Annotated in this window: 15 protein-coding genes; 10 read left to right on the top strand and 5 right to left on the bottom strand. The window is 62.2% G+C overall.

What is annotated here, in order from left to right:
- Position 1: 1 nt before the first annotated feature.
- From ACE4RL_RS16570 to ACE4RL_RS16560, 3 genes are all read right to left on the bottom strand, one after another.
- Positions 2-223 (bottom strand): DUF2093 domain-containing protein, encoded by a 222-nt coding sequence (locus ACE4RL_RS16570; RefSeq protein ID WP_375598204.1) that lies wholly within the window; start codon positions 221-223, stop codon positions 2-4.
- 48 nt (positions 224-271) lie between these two features.
- Positions 272-1,888, bottom strand: coding sequence for an exodeoxyribonuclease VII large subunit (gene xseA / locus ACE4RL_RS16565; protein WP_375598203.1), 1,617 nt, complete (start codon positions 1,886-1,888; stop codon positions 272-274).
- Positions 1,889-1,984: 96 nt separating this feature from the next.
- Complete coding sequence (locus tag ACE4RL_RS16560; protein WP_375598202.1) at positions 1,985-2,872, bottom strand: LysR family transcriptional regulator; 888 nt, start codon at positions 2,870-2,872, stop codon at positions 1,985-1,987.
- A gap of 150 nt (positions 2,873-3,022) precedes the next feature.
- On the opposite strand from ACE4RL_RS16560, the gene ACE4RL_RS16555 reads away from it, so the two are divergent.
- Positions 3,023-3,286: a DUF1127 domain-containing protein gene (locus ACE4RL_RS16555; RefSeq protein ID WP_375598201.1), complete on the top strand. Its 264-nt coding sequence runs from the start codon at positions 3,023-3,025 to the stop codon at positions 3,284-3,286.
- A 152-nt stretch (positions 3,287-3,438) separates the two neighbouring features.
- On the opposite strand, the gene ACE4RL_RS16550 is transcribed toward ACE4RL_RS16555, so the two are convergent.
- Together ACE4RL_RS16550 and ACE4RL_RS16545 are read right to left on the bottom strand one after the other, a co-directional pair.
- Positions 3,439-3,681, bottom strand: a complete 243-nt coding sequence (locus ACE4RL_RS16550) for a PilZ domain-containing protein (RefSeq protein WP_375598200.1) — start codon at positions 3,679-3,681, stop codon at positions 3,439-3,441.
- 17 nt (positions 3,682-3,698) lie between these two features.
- Positions 3,699-4,199: an invasion associated locus B family protein gene (locus ACE4RL_RS16545; protein ID WP_375600304.1), complete on the bottom strand. Its 501-nt coding sequence runs from the start codon at positions 4,197-4,199 to the stop codon at positions 3,699-3,701.
- A 356-nt stretch (positions 4,200-4,555) separates the two neighbouring features.
- Here ACE4RL_RS16545 and coxB point away from each other — a divergent pair, with 356 nt between their 5' ends.
- From coxB to ACE4RL_RS16500, 9 genes are all read left to right on the top strand, one after another.
- The gene (gene coxB, locus ACE4RL_RS16540; protein WP_375600303.1) at positions 4,556-5,446 is read left to right on the top strand and encodes a cytochrome c oxidase subunit II; all 891 of its coding nucleotides are present in this window, start codon (positions 4,556-4,558) and stop codon (positions 5,444-5,446) included.
- 23 nt (positions 5,447-5,469) lie between these two features.
- Complete coding sequence (gene ctaD / locus ACE4RL_RS16535) at positions 5,470-7,164, top strand: cytochrome c oxidase subunit I (protein WP_375598199.1); 1,695 nt, start codon at positions 5,470-5,472, stop codon at positions 7,162-7,164.
- Positions 7,165-7,230: 66 nt separating this feature from the next.
- Positions 7,231-8,160: a heme o synthase gene (locus tag ACE4RL_RS16530; protein WP_375598198.1), complete on the top strand. Its 930-nt coding sequence runs from the start codon at positions 7,231-7,233 to the stop codon at positions 8,158-8,160.
- Position 8,161: 1 nt separating this feature from the next.
- Positions 8,162-8,347: a hypothetical protein gene (locus ACE4RL_RS16525; protein WP_375598197.1), complete on the top strand. Its 186-nt coding sequence runs from the start codon at positions 8,162-8,164 to the stop codon at positions 8,345-8,347.
- Positions 8,347-8,913: a cytochrome c oxidase assembly protein gene (locus ACE4RL_RS16520; protein ID WP_375598196.1), complete on the top strand. Its 567-nt coding sequence runs from the start codon at positions 8,347-8,349 to the stop codon at positions 8,911-8,913. The genes ACE4RL_RS16525 and ACE4RL_RS16520 overlap by 1 nt, the downstream gene beginning before the upstream one ends.
- A 2-nt stretch (positions 8,914-8,915) precedes the next feature.
- Positions 8,916-9,752 carry a cytochrome c oxidase subunit 3 gene (locus ACE4RL_RS16515; RefSeq protein WP_375598195.1) on the top strand — a complete coding sequence of 279 codons (837 nt, stop codon included), beginning with the start codon at positions 8,916-8,918 and terminating at the stop codon, positions 9,750-9,752.
- Between the two features lie 63 nt (positions 9,753-9,815).
- Positions 9,816-10,598, top strand: a complete 783-nt coding sequence (locus tag ACE4RL_RS16510; RefSeq protein ID WP_375598194.1) for an SURF1 family protein — start codon at positions 9,816-9,818, stop codon at positions 10,596-10,598.
- A 73-nt stretch (positions 10,599-10,671) separates the two neighbouring features.
- Positions 10,672-12,063: a threonine synthase gene (thrC, locus tag ACE4RL_RS16505; protein ID WP_375598193.1), complete on the top strand. Its 1,392-nt coding sequence runs from the start codon at positions 10,672-10,674 to the stop codon at positions 12,061-12,063.
- A gap of 51 nt (positions 12,064-12,114) precedes the next feature.
- On the top strand, positions 12,115-13,377 hold the full coding sequence (locus tag ACE4RL_RS16500) for a M16 family metallopeptidase (protein ID WP_375598192.1): 1,263 nt from the start codon (positions 12,115-12,117) through the stop codon (positions 13,375-13,377).
- Position 13,378 lies beyond the last annotated feature (1 nt).

Below are 13,378 nucleotides of genomic sequence, written 5' to 3'. Positions count from 1 at the left end.
CTTAGTTGCCCCTGCCGAAGCGTTCCAGGGCGGTATTGGCGGCGACAGCATCGGCGTAAGGCTCCTGCCGGTCGACGCTCCAGTAAACCAGCTCATCGAGCGGAATCGGTTTGCCGGTCATGGCGCAGCGCACAAAGCTGCCGGGCTTGAGCACGACATAATCGCCATCGAGATAGCGCAGGCTCGCTTCGGCGGGCGCAAACCCCTTGTCGAAGATGTTCATGGTCTCATTCCTTGGCTGTCTCGCCTATATATAAGACAGAAATGCTCATCAAAAGAGGCTTTCCTGCGAGCCTTCGTCCGGTCCTGACCGGCTTGTCTTGCGCCGCGCGGCCGGCGCGCCGGCGACCACCACACCCACCTCGCCATCGGCAAAGCTCAGCTTCAGCGCCTCACCCGGACGGGCTGCTGCCTGGCTGGTGACGATCGCGCCGGTATCGTCCTGTACCAGTGCATAGCCGCGCGCCAAGACATTACGATAACTCAGGGTTTCCAAAAGCTTGCCCAATTGCTCCCATTGCACACGGCGCGCATGGGCGGCTTGCCCCGCAGCTGCGTCGAGCCGCGCCCCGAGCGGGGAGAGCCGGCCCTGAGCATGGCGCAATTCGGCACGGAGCGGCTTGGCCGAAAGCCGGGGCACCAGCCGGGCCAGGGCCGTCTGCTTGCGCTCGAGCGCCGTGGCGGCGGCCGTGGGCAATTGCCGGGCGCAAGGATCGAGCCGCAGCCGCGCGCGGTCCACCGTCTTACCCAAGGCCGCCTCGCCATAGCGCTTGAGGACAGCGAGCCGCTCAGCCAACTCGGCATGGCGCTGACGCACCAGCCGCGGTTGCACGGTTGCGGCCAGATTGGAATAGGCCATGCGCCGCGCCTGAACGAAGTGCCGCAGCGCGCCGGCCAGCTGGCTGCTGGCAAGATCCAGACTCTGCCTTTGCGTGGACACCAGATCGGCGGGCCGCGGTAGCCCGGCGCCTGCCGCCCGCAGGCGATCCTTGAGGCTGGCAAGGCCCCGCCGCATGGTCTGGCGCTGGCGCAGGCCCTGATCCTCGACATAGGCTATGAGCTCGGCGCGCACCGGCACCGAGGCCTCTGCGGCAGCGGTCGGTGTGGGCGCGCGCATGTCCGAGGCGTAGTCGACCAGCGTGGTGTCAGTCTCGTGCCCCACTGCGGTGATGATTGGAATGGCAGAGCCGGCAACGGCCCGCACCACCGCTTCCTCATTGAAGCCCCAGAGATCTTCGATCGAGCCGCCGCCGCGCGCCACGATCAGGAGATCAGGGCGGGGGATGGGACCATCGGGCAGAAAGGCGTTAAAGCCTGCAATGGCATTGACCACCTCGGGAGCGCAGGTCTCGCCCTGTACCCGCACGGGCCAGACCAGCACATGGCTGGGAAACCGGTCATCGAGCCGGTGCAGGATATCGCGGATCACCGCGCCGGTGGGCGAAGTGATGACCCCGATCACGCGCGGCAGATAGGGCAGGGGGCGCTTGCGCTCGCGTGCGAAGAGGCCTTCGGCCAAGAGCTTCTTGCGGCGCTCCTCGAGCAGCGCCATCAGCGCGCCCGCGCCGGCCGGCTCGATATTCTCAATAACGATCTGGTATTTGCTGGAGCGGGGGAAAGTGGTCAGCCGCCCCGTGGCGATGACTTCCAGACCTTCCTCGGGCTTGAAGGCGAGGCGGGCATAACTGCCCTTCCAGACCACCGCGTCAATGGAGGCGGTGTCGTCTTTCAGGGTGAAATAGGCGTGGCCCGAAGAATGCTGGCCGCGAAATCCGGAAATCTCGCCACGCACCCGGACATGGCCGAACTCATCCTCGACCGTGCGCTTGACCGCCTGGGCGATCTCGGAAACGGTGAACTCGGCGGCATTGGTCAGAACCTGGGACATGAAGCGTTTCCAGCAAAAGTGGCCACGGTTTTGCGTTTCGGAAACGCGACAAAACTAGAGTCTCTGGTGCGACAAAGCCGGAGCCGGGTCAAGCCGCTACTCGGCCGCCTCTACATTCACGATTCCCTCCAGATTGCCCATCGATTGCACGATGTGATTGGCCAGCGCGTCATAGATGCCGCCATAGGCGTGACTGGCCCGGGTCAGGGCAATCTGGGCATCGGCCAGGCGCGGCAGGCCATACTCCTCGCCCACCACCCGCATGCCCGGCTGCAGGGCGCTTTCGGGCAGGAAGCCGATGGCAAGGTCGGACAGAACCGCCGATGAGATCGCCGTGGCATTGGACGAGGTATAGGCGACGCGATAGTCCAGCCCGCTGCGGTCGAGCTGTTCCATGGCGTCCTTGCGCCAGATGCAGCAATTGGGGCCGCAGGCGATGGCCAGTGGCTCGCTGGCCAAAGCGCGGCCGCCATGGCTGGCCACCCAGAACATCTTTTCGGTGCGGAACAGTTCCCCGAAATTGTGATCGGTGCCCTGTGTGAAGACGATGAGATCGTAGCGCCCCGCCTTCATCCCGTTCAGCAATTCCTCCGAGGCCATGCAGGATACGTCCACGGCAATCCGGGGATGGGTACGTTGGAAGCTTGAGAGGATCACCGGCAGCAGCCGGACGGCATAATCGTCGGGGACACCAAAGCGAATGGACCCGGCCAGGTCGCCCTCATTGAAGTGATCGAGGATTTCCGCATTGGTGCGCAGCATCTTGCGCGCCCGCTCATAAAGCACCTCGCCGTGATGGGTGAGGCTGACGCTGCGCCCGTCCCGGGCGAGCAGGGTCTGGCCCAGCCGTTCTTCGAGCCGCTTGATCTGCATTGAGACGGCAGACTGGGTCTTGTTCACACGCCGCGCCGCTTCGGTGAAGCTGCCGCAATCGGCAATGGCGCAGAAACTCTGCAACTGATCCAGGTCGAGAGGCGCTGTCATTCTTCCATCACCCAAATTGATCGACTGAATGAAATCTATTTGTTGGACGAATGGAAGTCCAGAGTTCAATGTGTTGATCATCGATACAGCGACGTGTCGAGGTCCGCCGGTCTCCCTCCGGCGGCTTGTCCTGTCCATTGGAGAAGAATGATGGCTCTCTCGCTTCCCGGCGAGCGGTCAGTTGTGGCCGGCTCGCACGCCAACCCAGTTCGTGCACTGTTCACCTGGTTCGCCCAGGCTAAGGCCGCCCGTGCCCGCCGCAAGGCGCTCCGGGAATTGCTATCGCTCGATGCTGCGCTGCTCAAGGATCTCGGCGTGAGCCGCGCCGATGTGCTCGATGCCATGACACCTCAGGACGGCCGGACCGCCGGCATGGTCCTCAATGCCGCCAGAGCGCGCAACGCCCGCGGCTGAAAATAGAGAATTCGCGGCCGCAAACGCCGGCCGCACCCTGCGTTGGGATGAACACTTTTGCCTGTGCGCGTCCCATCTCCCGGGCCGGTTTTGCCGCCGGCTCCGTTTCCTGAAGACTTGCCGGGCCGTGCAATGCATGTGCCCGGTTTTTTTCAGGTGAAGCGGACGCCGATTTCGGTCTCGCTGTGCCAGGCGATCTCGCAATCGAACTTGCGCCCATCACCCATCGCCAGCACGAAGCGCTGCGGTACCCCAAAGGCGCTGTTTACGGTCAGCTTGGCGCCGGACACCGAAAGGTTGCGCACCACGCAGTCAAAGGTCGAGCGACCGTCATTGAAGACAATCTTGCCGCTCTTCAGTGTGCGGTGCCGTTGCGTATTGCGCTCGTCACTCAATCGGGAAGTCTCCTTTGTCAGGGAAGGGCCTCGAAGCCTTCCGCAAACCCGTCCAGGGATACGGGAATGCCGACGCCTTCCTCGGGGGTCTTGAAGACCACAAAGATGGCGTCGCTGCCTTCTGACAGCACCTTGATGATGTCGTCGTCCAGCTCCACCTCGGCGATGCAGCCATTGGGCAGGCATCGCACAAAGGCAACCCGCCCCATGTCCGTGCCGTCCACATTGAGGCCAAGGCCATTGGGCAGCAGCACACCAAGCGGCGCCAGCACGCGCAGCAGCCGGGCCTCGCGGTCCGCCGTGCGCAGCACGATCACCGACAGGCCCACATTGGGTTGGTCTTCGGCCAGCACATTCTGAATGATGGCGCATTGCTCAAAGCTCGCGCCCGGGGGCGTGTCGCAGCTCATCTGCCAGTCGCCATATTCGGCGCGAACCGTACCCTGGGCCAGGGCGGGTGTCGCCATAAGGGCCATTGCACACGCGCCGACCAAACCAAGCTGCTTTGCCCAGACCATCACTTCTTTCAACTCTCCCGTCGAATCGACGTTTGCGCATGGGGTCGTTCTGTTTCCGACACGCACTCGACGCTGTCAACCAAACCCCCGGAATCCGGGCCCGTTTTGGACAGCAAGTGCGGCGCGCATGAGGCAGGGAAAGCCATGATGAGCACCAATTTGCCGCACTATGCCAACCCATTGCCGCAATAGACTCGGGTCAAGCAATGTGATTTAGGTCAGGCACGAGTTTTGCGCTCCGAAGTTGAGTCGGGGCGGCGTTCGCTATGCCGCTATTCAACCATTTCTCACTTCGGTGCACGCCGCCAGAACGTGTCGATAGGGGGTATATGGTGACCGGACAGTTCTTTAGGAAGATGGGTGCCGTGTCCGCGGCCGCAATGGCGCTGATGCCGATGCTGGCGTCCGCCCAGGAGGCCGGTCGTGGTCACCCTGAGCCGGGGCAGTTCCACCTGCAGGAATCGGTAACCCCGATCATGGACTCCATCGTTGCCTTCCATGATGGCATTCTGATGTGGACCATTACCCTGATCGTGCTGTTCGTTCTGGCACTGCTGGTTGTGATCGTGGTGCGGTTCAACGCCAAGGCCAATCCAGTGCCGGCGCGCTTCACCCATAACACGCTGATCGAGGTGATCTGGACCGTCGTGCCGATCCTGATCCTGGTGGTGATTGCGATCCCGTCTTTCGGCGTTCTGTCCGACCAGATGACGGTGCCTGATGGCGAGCGCAAATATCTCGGTGCCAATATCTTCTCGCTTGGCGAAGTCGAAGTTCCCGAAGCCACCATCACCATCAAGGCTTCCGGTGAGCAGTGGTACTGGAACTATGAGTATGTGGATCAGGGCGTGGCCTTCGACTCCAATATTCTCTCTGAGGCCGAGATTGCAGAGCTCAAGCCCGGCCAGCCTCGCCTGCTGGCCGTGAACAACGAGCTGGTCGTGCCGGTCGATACCACCGTTCGCCTGCAGGTGACGGCCAGCCCGACTGGCGTGATCCACGCCTTTGCGGTCCCCTCCTTCGGCATCAAGGTCGATGCTGTGCCCGGCCGCCTCAATGAAACCTGGTTCAACGCTCGTGAGACCGGGATCTATTACGGTCAGTGCTCGGAACTGTGCGGCAAGGACCATGCCTATATGCCGATCGCAGTGCGCGTCGTGAGTGCCGACGAATATGAGGCATTTGTTGCTGCTCTGGCCGAAAGCCGGAACTATGACACCGCAGCCGCCGTGCTGCCGGCTCTCTAAGTAAAGGGTCAGGGGAAAAAACAATGGCAAATACCGCTAACCTCGAAGCCCACGCCACCGGGCATGATCACGCCAGCCATGGCCACCACACCCCTACCGGGTGGCGGCGCTGGGTCTATTCGACCAACCACAAGGACATCGGGATCATGTATCTCGTGTTCTCGATCATTGCCGGTGTGATCGGTGGCCTGCTCTCGGGCGCCATGCGCCTGGAGCTGCAGGAGCCCGGCATCCAGATCTTCCATGGCCTGGCCGCTATGTCTTACGGCCTGGAAGGTGATGCCGCGCTGGACGCGGGCAAGCACATGTTCAACGTGTTTGTGTCCGCCCACGCCCTGATCATGGTGTTCTTCACCGTGATGCCTGCAACCATGGGCGGTTTTGCAAACTATTTCGCGCCGCTGATGGTGGGTGCTCCTGACACGGCCTTCCCCCGCATCAACAATGTGGCTTTCTGGCTGTTGCCGCCGGCACTGCTGTTGACCGTGATGTCGATGTTCTTCGAAGGTCCGTCCGGTGCGCTTGGCTTTGGTGGTGGCTGGACAGCTTATCCGCCGCTGTCCACCAGTGGTCATCCGGGCCCTGCAACCGACTTCGTGATCTTCTCGCTGCACGTGGCCGGTGTGAGCTCGATCCTGGGTGCGATCAACCTGATCACCACGATCCTCAACATGCGCGCGCCGGGCATGACGCTGCACAAGATGCCGCTGTTCGCCTGGTCCGTGCTGGTGACTGCCTTCCTGCTGCTGCTGGCCCTGCCGGTTCTGGCTGGCGCCATCACCATGATGCTGACCGACCGCAATTTCGGCACCACCTTCTTCAATCCCGATGGCGGTGGCGATCCGATCCTGTACCAGCACCTGTTCTGGTTCTTCGGTCACCCCGAAGTGTACATCATGATCCTGCCGGGCTTCGGCATCGTCAGCCACATTGTGGCGACCTTCTCCCGCAAGCCCGTGTTCGGCTACATGGCCATGGCTTACGCCATGGTGGCCATCGGCTTTGTCGGCTTCGTCGTGTGGGCGCACCACATGTACACCACCGGCCTCAGCCTCGATGTGCAGCGCTACTTCGTGGCCGCAACCATGGTCATCGCGGTGCCCACGGGCGTGAAGATCTTCTCCTGGATCGCCACCATGTGGGGCGGCTCGATCACCTTCCGCATTCCCATGCTCTGGGCCATCGGCTTCATCTTCCTGTTCACCGTTGGTGGTGTGACCGGTGTGGTGCTGGCCAATGCGGGCGCGGATCGGGCTCTCCACGACACCTACTACGTGGTGGCCCACTTCCACTACGTGCTCTCGCTCGGTGCCGTGTTCTCGATCTTCGCCGGCTGGTACTACTGGTACCCCAAGATGTTCGGTTACATGTACAGCGAGTTCCTGGGCAAGCTGCACTTCTGGGTCATGTTCGCCGGTGTGAACCTGATCTTCTTCCCGCAGCACTTCCTGGGCCTCGCCGGCATGCCGCGCCGCTATATCGACTACCCCGATGCCTTTGCACTGTGGAACCGCGTTTCCTCGGTCGGCTACTACGTGACCTTCGTGGCTATGGTCATCTTCTTCTACGCCACCTGGGAAGCCAGCCGGAAGAAGCGCCCAGCCGGTGACAATCCCTGGGGTGATGGCGCGACGACGCTGGAATGGACCCTGAGCTCGCCTCCGCCGTTCCACCAGTTCTCGACGCTTCCCAAGATCGAGAGCAAGGACGCGCACTAGGCGCTCCGGACTGACACCAATTGCGGATCGCGCCCCCGGTGCGGTCCGTTCACCAAGGAAAGACCCGTGGCCTATATCGACAACAGCAGTGATGTTCCCGCCCTTGCCGGCGGTGCACGCGTCGAGGACTACCTCGCGCTGCTGAAGCCACGTGTCATGTCGCTGGTGGTGTTCACCGCGCTTGTGGGTATGCTGGTAGCGCCGGGCGGCATCAATCCTTTCATCGGCCTTGTCGCCATTGCCTGCATCGCCATCGGGGCAGGGGCTTCGGGCGCCCTCAACATGTGGTATGACGCCGATATTGACGCTGTCATGAGCCGGACCCAGAACCGGCCCATTCCCGCCGGCCGCATGACCCGCGGTGAGGCGTTGGCTTTCGGCCTCATTCTCTCTGTCTTTTCCGTGACGCTGCTGGGCTTGGCGACCAATTGGGTGGCCGGTGCTTTCCTCGCCTTCACCATTTTCTTCTATGTCGTCGTCTATACGATGTGGCTCAAACGCTCGACCCCGCAGAATATCGTCATCGGTGGCGCCGCCGGGGCCTTCCCGCCCATGGTGGGCTGGGCCGCCGTCACCGGCACGCTGAGCTGGGAGAGCTTTGCGCTCTTCCTGATCATCTTCCTCTGGACGCCACCGCATTTCTGGGCGCTGGCCCTCTACAAGCAGGGTGACTACGGCGCGGCCGGCATTCCCATGATGCCTAATGTCGCGGGTGAAAAATCCACCAAGTGGCAGATCCTCGGCTATTCAGTGGTGCTGGCTGCCTCGAGCCTGCTGCCAGTATGGCTGGGCTTCTCCGGCTGGCTCTATGGCGCGGTGGCTGCTGTGACCGGGCTGAGCTTCATCTGCTTGTCGTTGCGCCTGCTGCGCGCGCCCGACAGCGTCTCCATGCGCCGCACAGCACGAACGCTGTTCACCTATTCGCTGAGCTATCTCTTCGTGCTGTTCCTGGCGCTCTTTACCGACTTCATCGCAACGGGGATGGGAGTAATCTGAAATGGCTCAATCTCCTGGCGCAAAGCTCGCCCCCAACGGCATGACCGCGGAACAGGAAGCAGCCTTCCGCAAGCAGCGCCGCCGCCGCTCGCTGGCGCTTGCCGCCGGTCTGGCCCTGTTCGCCTTGACATTTTACGTGCTGACCATCGTCAAGATGGGACCAGCCCTGTTCGACCGGGCAATGTGATGGCCGATACCACCGCTTCCTACCACCAGGCAGATCCGGGCAGGCGCAACAAGCGCATGGCCGTAATGCTGGCCGGCGTGGCGGCCGGCATGGTGGGCCTTGCCTTTGCTTCGGTGCCGCTCTACCAGCTCTTCTGTCAGGTGACCGGCTTTGGCGGCACCACACAAGTGGCCTCGAACAACCCTAAGGGCGTCATCGATCGCCAGATGAAGGTCCGTTTCGACGTCAATGTCGATCGCGCTCTGGCTTGGACCGTGACCCCGTCGGCGCCCATCACTGACCAGATCGGCCGCGTCGACACGGTCAACTACATCGCGACCAATAATTCCGACAAACCGGTCACCGGACAGGCGATCTTCAACGTGGTGCCCGAAAAAGCGGGCTACTACTTCAACAAGATCGAGTGCTTCTGCTTCACCGAGCAGACGCTGCAACCCGGCGAGACGGTTGAAATGCCCATCGTGTTTTTCGTGGATCCTGATATCGATGAAAACCGCGAACTCGATACCATCAAAGAGATCACACTCTCTTATACGTTCTACGCTTCAGACAGTGAGGGAAGCTGACCATGGCTGCCATTGAGAAGAACCATGACTATCACATGGTCGAACCCAGCCCCTGGCCGTTCGTAATTTCGGTCTCGGTCTTCGTGATGATGATCGGTGCCATTGCCTGGATGCAGGATTGGACACCTTGGCTTTTCTTCATTGGCCTGGCCGGTGTGCTCTACACCTTCTATGCCTGGTGGGCTGATGTCGTGAAGGAAGCCAATAACGGCGTCGACCACACCCCGGTCGTACAGATGCACCACCGCTACGGCATGATGCTGTTCATCGCCTCGGAAGTGATGTTCTTCGTGGCCTGGTTCTGGGCCTATTTCGATGGCTTTTTCCGCCTCGACGATATCGAGCAATATGCCCGTGTTGCCGCTACAGGCGGCCATTGGCCCCCGATGGGCGTGGAGCTGTTCGACCCGTTCCACCTGCCGCTGTTCAACACGCTGATCCTGCTCACCTCGGGCACCACTGTCACCTGGGCGCACCATGCCCTGCTGGAAAACGATCGGCAGGGGCTGCGCTGGGGCCTGGTGCTGACCGTCGCCCTGGGTGCGCTGTTCACCTATGTGCAGTATCTCGAATACAGCCACGCTGCCTTCTCGTTCTCCGGCAACTACTATGGCGCCACCTTCTTCATGGCGACCGGTTTCCACGGCTTCCACGTACTGATCGGCACCATTTTCCTGCTGGTCTGCCTGATCCGCGCTGAAATGGGTCATTTCACCCCTGAACGGCACCTGGGCTTCGAGTTCGCCGCCTGGTACTGGCACTTCGTTGACGTGGTCTGGCTGTTCCTGTTCGCCTCGGTCTATGTCTGGGGCAGCTGGGGTGTCGAGCTGGCGCACTAAGGCTGGCGGGAAATCGAACAGAGGGCGCGGCGTGGCTGCGCCCTTATTCTTTGGAGACCCGCAATGGGCAAAGCTGAAGCTGCGCGCCGACCGGGGCTGCGCTGGACCGATTGGCTCTTTACCGCGCTAATGATGGTTCTCGCCGTTGTTTGCGTCTTTCTGGGCAATTGGCAGATGGACCGGCTGGCGGAGAAGGACGCTCTGGTCGCGGCCGTTGATCAGAGGCTGACCTCTGATCCCATTGCGGCACCAGACGCTTCGGATTGGCCGGCTCTCGATCTTGACCAGTGGAACTTCCAGCCGGTTACTCTCACCGGCAGCTATCGCTACACCCAGACGGTGACAGTGTTCACCAGCCTCGCCAATGCACGGGGGCGCTTTTCAGGCCCCGGCTTTTGGGTGGTGACGCCCTTCGAGCTGGACACGGGCGGCACCGTCTTCGTCAATCGCGGTTTTGTGCCCCAGGAGTATCAGGAGCAGGCTGCGCTTGGCGATCTGCATGGTGACGATCCAGGCAGTGTGACCATAGTGGGATTGTTCCGCCCGGGTGAGGCGGTCGGCTTCATGGCGCCGGAGCCCAACATGTCCGACCGGATCGAATGGGTGCGCAATCCCGAACGGCTGGCGGCCATGGTCGACCCGGCCCTTGCGCCCATCGCCCCGTTCTACGTGGACCTGCTGGCCGGTGGCGAGGGCGACCTGCCCCAGGGCGGCGAGACGGTGGTCAGTTTCACCAACAACCATTTCGGATATGCGCTGACCTGGTATGGGTTCGCCATTGTCGCGGTGGTCATGCTCGGTTTCTGGTTGTTGCGGCAACGCCGGGCGCAGCGCGAGACAGCTTGATGAACGCCAGAACCTTGCGGCGGCGGTCCGCTTTGACTAGGTTGCGACAATTCTAGAAGGGCTCTTCTCCCCGATGCAGTTTGTTTCCACGCGCGGCCAGGCGCCCGCGCTCGGCTTCTCCGACGCAGTTCTGGCAGGACTTGCCGCCGATGGCGGCCTCTATGTTCCCGCCTCCTGGCCCCAGATCAGCGCTGAGGAAATCGCGGCCTTCAGCGGCAGGCCGTATGCCGACGTCGCCTACGCCATCATCTCGCGCTTCACCGGCAACGAGATTCCGGCTGCCAAGCTCAAATCCATGCTCGCGGAGGCCTATGCCACCTTCCGTCACCCCTCGGTGACGCCGCTGGTGGAGCTGGAGCCGGGCCATTTCGTGCTTGAGCTGTTCCATGGGCCGACGCTGGCCTTCAAGGATGTGGCCATGCAGTTCCTCAGCCGGGTGATGGATCACATCCTGGCCGAACGCGGGCTGCGCGCGACCATTGTCGGAGCAACTTCAGGTGACACCGGCTCCGCGGCCATCGAGGCTTTCCGGGGTCGTGACACCACCGACATCTTCATTCTGCACCCCAAGGGGCGCACCTCCGAAGTGCAGCGCCGGCAGATGACGACCGTGCTGGACGACAACGTCCACAATATCGCGCTCGAGGGCACGTTCGACGATTGCCAGGACGCGGTGAAGGCCATGTTCAACAATCACGCCTTCCGCGATCGGGTGCGCCTTTCGGGCGTCAATTCGATCAATTGGGGCCGCATCGTTGCGCAGATCGTCTATTATTTCACGGCCGCGGTGTCGCTGGGTGCGCCGCACCGCAAGGTGAGCTTCACTGTGCCGACCGGCAATTTTGGTGACATCTTCGCCGGGTATTGCGCCCGCCAGATGGGCCTACCCATCGAGAAGCTGGTGATCGCTACCAATGCCAATGATATCCTGAGGCGCACGCTCGATACCGGTCGCTATCAGATGGCGGGCGTTGAGCCCACCATCAGCCCGTCCATGGATATTCAGATATCATCCAATTTCGAACGGCTGCTGTTCGAGAGCGCCGGGCGCGACGCTGACGCGGTCAACCGCATGATGGCGGGCCTGAAGCAGTCACGCGGCTTCGACCTTCCGGAAAACGCCATCACCGCCATTCGCCGCGACTTTGCCGCAGGCACGACCGACGAGGCAGGGACACGCGCGGTCATCGCGCAGACGCACAAAGCCTCTTCCTACCTGCTCGACCCGCACACGGCCGTTGGTGTCGGTGTGGCCCGCCAGCAGGAACCTATCGGCGTGCCGATGATCACGCTGGGGACGGCGCATCCGGCCAAGTTTCCGGCGGCTGTGGCAGAGGCCTCTGGCATCGAACCGGCTCTGCCGGCCTGGCTGTCAGATCTCTATGAGCGGCCCGAACGGGTCAGTGTGCTGGCCAATGACCAGCGCGCCATCGAGGATTTCATCGCGGCGCGCAGCCGCGCCTGAACGACCTAGGAGAACCGCGGTCGTTTCGGCCGCCGGTTCAGGAGGACCAGTGTGAGCGTAAGATCGACGACCCTCGAAAATGGCATGGTGGTGCTCACCGACAACATGCCGCATCTCGAAAGTGCTTCGCTTGGCGTCTGGGTCAAGGCCGGGGCGCGTTCGGAGCGCAAGACCGAACACGGCATCTCGCATCTGCTCGAGCACATGGCCTTCAAGGGCACCAGCTCGCGCTCCTCGCTGCAGATTGCCGAAGCGATCGAAAATGTCGGCGGCGACCTCAATGCGGCAACTTCGATCGAGCATACCGGTTATTTCGCCCGCGTGCTCAAGGATGACGTGGTTCTGGCCGCCGACATTCTGGCCGACATCCTGCAAAATTCCACCCTCGACGATGGCGAGCTGGCCCGCGAAAAGCAGGTTATCGTGCAGGAGATCGGCGCGGCGCGCGATAATCCCGACGACCATGTCTTTGACCTGTTCCAGGAAGCGGCCTACCCGACCCAGCCGATTGGGCGCACCATTCTGGGCACGGTGGATTCCGTCCGCCAGTTCAACCCGGACATGATCCGAAAATATATGCGCCGCAACTATGTGGGCGACCGCATGGTGATCGCCGCTGCCGGCAATGTCGATCACGACGGGCTGGTGCGGGTGGCTGCGCAGCGCTTTGCCGATCTCGCGCCCAACGGCGCCCCCGACCCACAGCGGGCCGAGTATCAGGGCGGGCAGGAGCGGCTGATCTCCGACCACGAACAGGCCCATATCGTGCTTGGCTTTGAGGGACGTGCCTATAATTCGGACGGCTTTTACGCCGCCCAAGTGCTCGCCTCGATACTGGGCGGCGGCATGAGCTCGCGCCTGTTCCAGGAAATCCGCGAGAAGCGCGGATTGTGCTATTCAGTCTATTCCTTCCACTGGGCTTTTGCCGACAGCGGCGTCTTCGGCGTTGCCGCGGCGACCGGCGAGGACGAGGTTGCCGAACTGGTCCCCGTTGTTCTCGATGAACTGCGCCGGGCCACTGAAAACATCAGCGATGAAGAGGTGGTGCGGGTGCGCAATCAGATCCGCGCCGGGCTGCTCATGTCGCTCGAAAGCCCCTCGGCCCGTGCCGGACAGCTCGCCCGCCAGCAGATCCTGTGGGGGCGTCCGATAGAAATGCAAGAAACGGTGGACCGCATCAATCGCATTACCGCCCAGCGCGTGCGCGATGTGGCCGAGCAGATTTTCACTGCCGGCACACCGACCCTGGCCGGTATCGGTCCAATCAGCCGCCTTGCCGATGTTCAAAGCATCGGCGAAACACTCAAGCGCTGAC

The sequence above is a fragment of the Devosia polycyclovorans genome, from assembly GCF_042181575.1.
Lineage (GTDB): Bacteria > Pseudomonadota > Alphaproteobacteria > Rhizobiales > Devosiaceae > Devosia > Devosia polycyclovorans.
This window is presented reverse-complemented; position numbering and strand designations above follow the sequence as displayed.

What these genes read in the sequence shown, in the direction of transcription:
- ACE4RL_RS16545 (WP_375600304.1), bottom strand. Translation starts at nt 4,199, where the DNA reads ATGGTCTGGGCAAAGCAGCTTGGTTTGGTCGGCGCGTGTGCAATGGCC.
- ACE4RL_RS16525 (WP_375598197.1), top strand. Translation starts at nt 8,162, where the DNA reads ATGGCTCAATCTCCTGGCGCAAAGCTCGCCCCCAACGGCATGACCGCG.
- ACE4RL_RS16555 (WP_375598201.1), top strand. Translation starts at nt 3,023, where the DNA reads ATGGCTCTCTCGCTTCCCGGCGAGCGGTCAGTTGTGGCCGGCTCGCAC.
- coxB (WP_375600303.1), top strand. Translation starts at nt 4,556, where the DNA reads ATGGGTGCCGTGTCCGCGGCCGCAATGGCGCTGATGCCGATGCTGGCG.
- ACE4RL_RS16520 (WP_375598196.1), top strand. Translation starts at nt 8,347, where the DNA reads ATGGCCGATACCACCGCTTCCTACCACCAGGCAGATCCGGGCAGGCGC.
- xseA (WP_375598203.1), bottom strand. Translation starts at nt 1,888, where the DNA reads ATGTCCCAGGTTCTGACCAATGCCGCCGAGTTCACCGTTTCCGAGATC.
- thrC (WP_375598193.1), top strand. Translation starts at nt 10,672, where the DNA reads ATGCAGTTTGTTTCCACGCGCGGCCAGGCGCCCGCGCTCGGCTTCTCC.
- ACE4RL_RS16570 (WP_375598204.1), bottom strand. Translation starts at nt 223, where the DNA reads ATGAACATCTTCGACAAGGGGTTTGCGCCCGCCGAAGCGAGCCTGCGC.
- ACE4RL_RS16510 (WP_375598194.1), top strand. Translation starts at nt 9,816, where the DNA reads ATGGGCAAAGCTGAAGCTGCGCGCCGACCGGGGCTGCGCTGGACCGAT.
- ACE4RL_RS16515 (WP_375598195.1), top strand. Translation starts at nt 8,916, where the DNA reads ATGGCTGCCATTGAGAAGAACCATGACTATCACATGGTCGAACCCAGC.
- ctaD (WP_375598199.1), top strand. Translation starts at nt 5,470, where the DNA reads ATGGCAAATACCGCTAACCTCGAAGCCCACGCCACCGGGCATGATCAC.
- ACE4RL_RS16560 (WP_375598202.1), bottom strand. Translation starts at nt 2,872, where the DNA reads ATGACAGCGCCTCTCGACCTGGATCAGTTGCAGAGTTTCTGCGCCATT.